The 4,997-nt window shown below is 35.3% G+C and carries 4 protein-coding genes and 2 pseudogenes; 2 read left to right on the top strand and 4 right to left on the bottom strand.

All coding sequences use genetic code 11. From position 1 onward, the window contains the following. A pseudogene (locus AC06OU_RS03300) lies at positions 1 to 648 on the top strand (hypothetical protein); the annotation flags it as partial. Positions 649 to 1,096: 448 nt separating this feature from the next. Further along, positions 1,097 to 2,500, top strand: a complete 1,404-nt coding sequence (locus AC06OU_RS03305; RefSeq protein ID WP_475853963.1) for a DHA2 family efflux MFS transporter permease subunit — start codon at positions 1,097 to 1,099, stop codon at positions 2,498 to 2,500. 119 nt (positions 2,501 to 2,619) lie between these two features. Here the strand turns inward: AC06OU_RS03305 and AC06OU_RS03310 are convergent, their stop codons facing one another. The 4 genes and pseudogenes from AC06OU_RS03310 to AC06OU_RS03325 form a co-directional block, all read right to left on the bottom strand. Continuing rightward, positions 2,620 to 2,925: a metalloregulator ArsR/SmtB family transcription factor gene (locus tag AC06OU_RS03310; RefSeq protein WP_169358345.1), complete on the bottom strand. Its 306-nt coding sequence runs from the start codon at positions 2,923 to 2,925 to the stop codon at positions 2,620 to 2,622. Between the two features lie 18 nt (positions 2,926 to 2,943). Beyond that, positions 2,944 to 3,891 (bottom strand): cation diffusion facilitator family transporter, encoded by a 948-nt coding sequence (locus AC06OU_RS03315; protein WP_475853964.1) that lies wholly within the window; start codon positions 3,889 to 3,891, stop codon positions 2,944 to 2,946. A gap of 222 nt (positions 3,892 to 4,113) precedes the next feature. Then, positions 4,114 to 4,584 (bottom strand): DUF4306 domain-containing protein, encoded by a 471-nt coding sequence (locus AC06OU_RS03320; RefSeq protein WP_475853966.1) that lies wholly within the window; start codon positions 4,582 to 4,584, stop codon positions 4,114 to 4,116. 138 nt (positions 4,585 to 4,722) lie between these two features. After that, a pseudogene (locus AC06OU_RS03325) lies at positions 4,723 to 4,997 on the bottom strand (hypothetical protein); the annotation flags it as partial.

Consider the following 4,997-nt stretch of genomic DNA (forward strand, 5'->3'; position numbering starts at 1 on the left):
ACTATTGTCAACGTCATCTATGCCGCCTCTCAGGTGTTTATATGGACCACTATAGTATTTGTCATTGTTGAACGAATCGGATTATCTAAAAATGACCTGCCTTTAACGAAAAGAGGTACTCCATGGTCACCAGACGATTTAAAGGATGTCCAAATCATTCCCGCTAAAAAAATCATATCTACAGGAGAAATTATTTTTAGTATTTTTTGGATTACTGTCTGGGCAATCATTTACTGGAATGCTGACCATCTGTTAGGTATTTATAGTTCTTCAGATGGTAACGGCTTACAACTAGTCATGCCTATATTTGAACAAAATGTATTACTATCTTATTGGCCAATAGTAGTTACGTTTATTGTCCTAGAGGTAGGACTCGTACTTTATAAGTGGGTGGTAGGTCAATGGACTAAAAAAGTAGCTTTAGTAAATGGCATTATCCATATACTTAGCACGTTTGCTTTTCTCATAATTTCAAGGAACGCTAATTTATATAACGAGGCTGCCCTTCCTTATATAGAAAAAACAATCATAATAAACAACGTTGTTTTGAGTAATGCAATGGATGTATTATGGATAATCATCGCTGCCTCTATCGTTATTTCCCTTATTATAGAAATAGTAGAAAGCTATAAAAAGGCTAAAATTTAATCTAGTCACTTAACCCTCCATGCTAAACCGCTGGAGGGTTAAAACTTTTCGAAAATTATACTAGCAACAAGAAGTTACACTATCCTTCCTCATCTCCTTATTACTAAGAACTCTTTACCCCCTTATTTTTGTCTAAAATGTGAATGAGATAAAATTTAGTATAAAAAAAACACTTACATCGTATGAAATTATTTTGTTATAGTAACAACTAGACCGGTCTGAACAAAAGAAAAATGTTATAAAGGAATATCTAAATCGCTTATAGTCGACATACAGTGATTACTATTTTGATTAAAAATAAAAGAAAAAAAGAATAGATTACCCATTAATAATTATTTGAACATATCAACATTTAGACATGAACGTTTACAATACTAAACAAAGAAGTATTCCCCTTAAGACAAAGTCTAGGGGAATATCTATTTTATAGAGGGAGTTTCAAATATAAATGAATAAACAGATCAAGACAGGACCGATAATGGCTGCTCTTTTAGTAGCAGGATTTGTCGGACTTTTTAGTGAAACCGCATTGAATATTGCTTTAGGAGACTTAAGTTTAATATTTGATGTTAAACCTACAACCATTCAATGGTTAGCCACGGGTTACTTTTTAACTTTAGGTATCTTAGTACCGGTTACGGGAATTCTGATGCAAAAATTTACAACACGTCAAATGTTCCTTACTTCTATTTCTTTATCCATTATTGGAACTATTTTAGCTGCAGTATCACCAACTTTTAGTCTTTTGCTAGTTGGACGTATTATTCAAGCTGCTGGATTAGCGATCAATTTGCCATTAACGCAAAATGTCATCTTTACTATTTTCCCTCCAAACAAACGTGGGGCTGCAATGGGAGTAATGGGACTAGTTATGTTAGCAGGACCAGCATTAGGTCCAACGATTGCTGGACTAATTTTAGATACACTATCATGGGAATGGATCTTTTGGGTAACCCTTCCGTTCTTACTACTCTCTGCTATCATCGGTTTAGTATTCTTGCCTAATGTTAACGAAATTCGCAAAGTTTCTATAGATATTTTATCTGTAATTCTTTCAACGCTTGGATTTGGTGGCATTGTTTATGGAGTAAGTGTTGCTGGAGAACATGGCTGGACAAGTACAATCGTTATAACATCCATTATTGTTGGTGTGATTGCATTAATTCTGTTCTCTCTTCGTCAAACGAAAATGGAGAATCCAATGCTGAATTTGAAGGCCTTTAAATATCCTTTATTCGTCTTGGGAGTTGTAATGAGCTTTATCACATTCTTTAATATGCTATCATTGCTTGTTGTTTTACCTATGTACATGCAAATGGCATTATTAATGCTTGCCTTTACTACAGGTCTGGTATTACTACCAGGAAGCTTGTTGAATTGTATTTTAGCACCTACCATTGGACGGATGTTTGATAAGTTTGGTCCAAAAGCTGTAATAACTCCAGGTACTATCTTTGTTGTTATTGGATATATCCTTTATGCTTCATTTGGTACCGACACAGCTACATGGTTATTAGTTGTTACCCATATTATCATGATGCTTGGTATCGGTATGGTACTTGCTTCTACGCAAACAAACACACTAAATTCATTGCCTAGAGAGTATTATCCAGATGGTATTGCAATAACGCAAACGGTTCAACAGGTTGCCGGTGCCATGGGGATTGCTATTATGGTTTCTGTGTTATCAGCAAAACAAAATAGCTATTTAACAACGGTTAATGATAATTTAGCAGAGGCAACTGCTTCTGGCTCATCATTCGTTTTTACCCTAGGTTTAATATTGGCAATCGTTAATCTTGTGCTATCTCTATTTATGAAAAAGCCAGGAGAAGTAAAACTTAAAGGATAATTACAAGCTGTCTCACCAGATAAAAAGCTCCGAAAATTTACGTAAAGTAAATATCGGAGCTTTCTTTTTGGTTACAAGCAACTTTGGAATGCAAGTAGAAGCCTAGCCAAAAGATTAAGTTAATGCTTGGCATGGCTCACAGCCTGATGCAATAAATTCATCACGTGATCATCATCGCTTGAATAGTACATGGTAGTTCCTTCACGGCGAAACTTTACTAAGCGCAAGTTCTTTAAAAAGCGAAGCTGATGAGAAACGGTGGTTTGCCCCAAATTTAATGATTCCGCTATTTCATTGACAGAGTGTTCCTCACAGCATAAAAAATTTAATATTCTAATACGAGTAGGATCACTTAATGCTTTGAACGTCTGGGATACAACGAAAAGGGTTTCTTCGTCTAAATCATGCTGTAACTTTTCCTCCACTTTATACCCTCCTTGTTTTTAGTGATGGTGGTGATGATGTGCTCCTGTGTCTTCTGCCTTTGTTGTACATAAAATAGATGAATCGTGCTTATGTGATTCTGTTTCCAGTTGAATAGTCACATGCTGTATACTTTGATGAGCTAAATCGTGCTCTACTTTTTGCAGTAGTTTTTCACCCTCACCAATTGTCATTTCCTTTTTCACAACCACATGGCAGGACAGTGCATTCAAGCCACTAGTTATAGACCAGATGTGCAAATCATGGACACTATGGATTTCAGGGTTTTGTTCGATTGTTTGTACAATGTTATTTATGTCTACATTTTGAGGGGTACCTTCCATTAAAACATGGAGAGATGCCTTGGTTACAAAGTATCCACTTCTTAATACAAGCGCAGCGACAATCACACTAGCCAATGGATCCGCCCATCCCCATCCAAAGAACATGATGAGTAATGCAGCAATGATTGCTCCGACTGAGCCTAGCATATCACTAATAACATGCAAGTAAGCTCCTCGCATATTCAAGTTTTCCTCCGTATCGCCGCCCTGCATCATGAACCAAGCTACAAATATATTTACAGCTAGACCTATACAGCTAATAACAAGCATTCCAGTTGTAGCAACCTCAGGAGGATTTGTAAATCTATTAAATGCTTCGTAAAAGATAAAAATGGCAATTGCCATCAGTGTTAAACCATTTAACACTGCAGCCAATATTTCAAAACGTTTGTAGCCATATGTTTTGTTACTATTTGCAGCTTTTTCACCGAAGCGAAATGCGAGCAAAGCAATTGCTAAAGAAACGGCATCGCTTAACATATGGCCAGCGTCTGAAAGCAAAGCCAAGCTATTGGTCAAATAGCCCCCTATTGCCTCTACAATCATATAGGTAAAAATGATAAAAAAAGAAACGAGCAATACTTTTTTATTGGCACCGTGTGTGTGATTATGATGATCCGACATAATAACTCCCTGCCCCCCATTTAAAGTAAACCTAAGACTTATATATGATTATATATTCATATATACATAATATATCCTCTTTATTATTTTGTAAACGGGATTGATTCACTAAAGGCATATTAAATTTTATGAATGAAAAAAAGCCCACACTAGTGAAGTATCGGCTTCTGGTTTAGCTCTTATGATATTTAACTATTTATGGAAACAGGGAATTCCTCTAATTTAAGTTGTTATCCCCTTATTTTTGTTTGTAGCAAGTAAGATAATTGCTACACCAATCGCTAAAATTCCTATTAAAAGAGAACTATAAAAAAACATGGTTAGACCTATCGTTGGGGAACCCGACACTAAACTGCAAAGAACTAAAAATAAAATTCCAATACAAGTTAGAAAATAAGAAAATAGCTTTGTTTTATCTCTAAATAATATGTAGCCGATCAGTATAATTAAATACGTTCCACTTAATAGCATAGCTAGAGGATAAGCAGGTGCGAATTTAGCAGCATATATAAAATAATCTATTGTCAAAATGTCATTCGTTTGGTTTACTGATCCATTAAACCAATTTGAAAAAACAGCTGTATGCTTCCACTCCCATATATCTTGCGTTAATGTACTTCCCTCATACCAAGATGCAATTGTAGAAAATACTAATACTCCCAAAGCTATGCCAGCTTGTATAAAAAGTTTCAAATACCTCTCACCTCCTATTATAGATACATTACCATTTTTTATCTTTATGTGACCAGTTTTACCCGACAAATCTACTGTTAATATCACGAATCAATAGAACGAGGGTCATTCAGCTAGGGAATTAGCTGAATAACCCTCTTATATTTCATTTCTTTTAATACGTCTAATTAACTCCTCAAGCCAATGCGAGGTATGCTCAGTTTTATCTGAAAAATATTCTCCAAGATAATTGACTAAATGCTCTTTCTCCTCTGTTAACTGTACTTGGTTTTCTAAGTTTTTTACGAGATTGTCGTTAAAAGTATAGGCTTCTGGACATCTTTTAACCTCTTTTATTGCTGTGGTATCCTTTCGCTGATATTGGCAATAAAACATAAATTCTTCAGCAAAGAATTCTATCGGAGTACTATAGT

The organism is Psychrobacillus sp. (genome assembly GCF_056205495.1).

Coding starts and splice junctions, on each gene's coding strand:
- AC06OU_RS03305 (WP_475853963.1), top strand. CDS start 1,097: ATGAATAAACAGATCAAGACAGGACCGATAATGGCTGCTCTTTTAGTA.
- AC06OU_RS03315 (WP_475853964.1), bottom strand. CDS start 3,891: ATGTCGGATCATCATAATCACACACACGGTGCCAATAAAAAAGTATTG.